Below are 388 nucleotides of genomic sequence, written 5' to 3' on the forward strand. Positions count from 1 at the left end.
GAGACTATCTGGTTGATAGGTCGAAGGTGTAAGTGCAGCAATGTATTTAGCTTATCGATACTAATAGGTCGAGGACTTGACCAAATTATTTGATGTTCATTCAATAAAATATATATGTAGTTTTTAGAGTGTTAACTCTAGATAAAGTACTAACTTCAATTAATATGGTATATATCATATTAAACAATTACTATTTAGTACTTTAAAACTATTGACATTTAAAAATAAAGATGTTAATATAATACTTGTCTTATAAATAGGCAATATGTGGTTATAATAGCAAAGAGGATACACCTGTTCCCATTCCGAACACAGAAGTTAAGCTCTTTAGCGCTGATGGTACTTGGTGGGAAACTGCCTGGGAGAGTAGGACATAGCCACGTGGATA

The 388-nt window shown here is 32.5% G+C and carries 2 rRNA genes; both read left to right on the plus strand.

Going from position 1 to position 388, the window contains the following annotated elements:
* Positions 1-84, plus strand: a 23S ribosomal RNA gene (locus Q3223_RS19610); the annotation flags it as partial.
* Positions 85-266: 182 nt separating this feature from the next.
* Positions 267-383 (plus strand): 5S ribosomal RNA (gene rrf / locus Q3223_RS19615).
* The last annotated feature ends 5 nt before the right edge of the window (positions 384-388 follow it).

The organism is Clostridioides sp. GD02367 (assembly GCF_045900275.1).
Taxonomy (GTDB): domain Bacteria; phylum Bacillota; class Clostridia; order Peptostreptococcales; family Peptostreptococcaceae; genus Clostridioides; species Clostridioides difficile_A.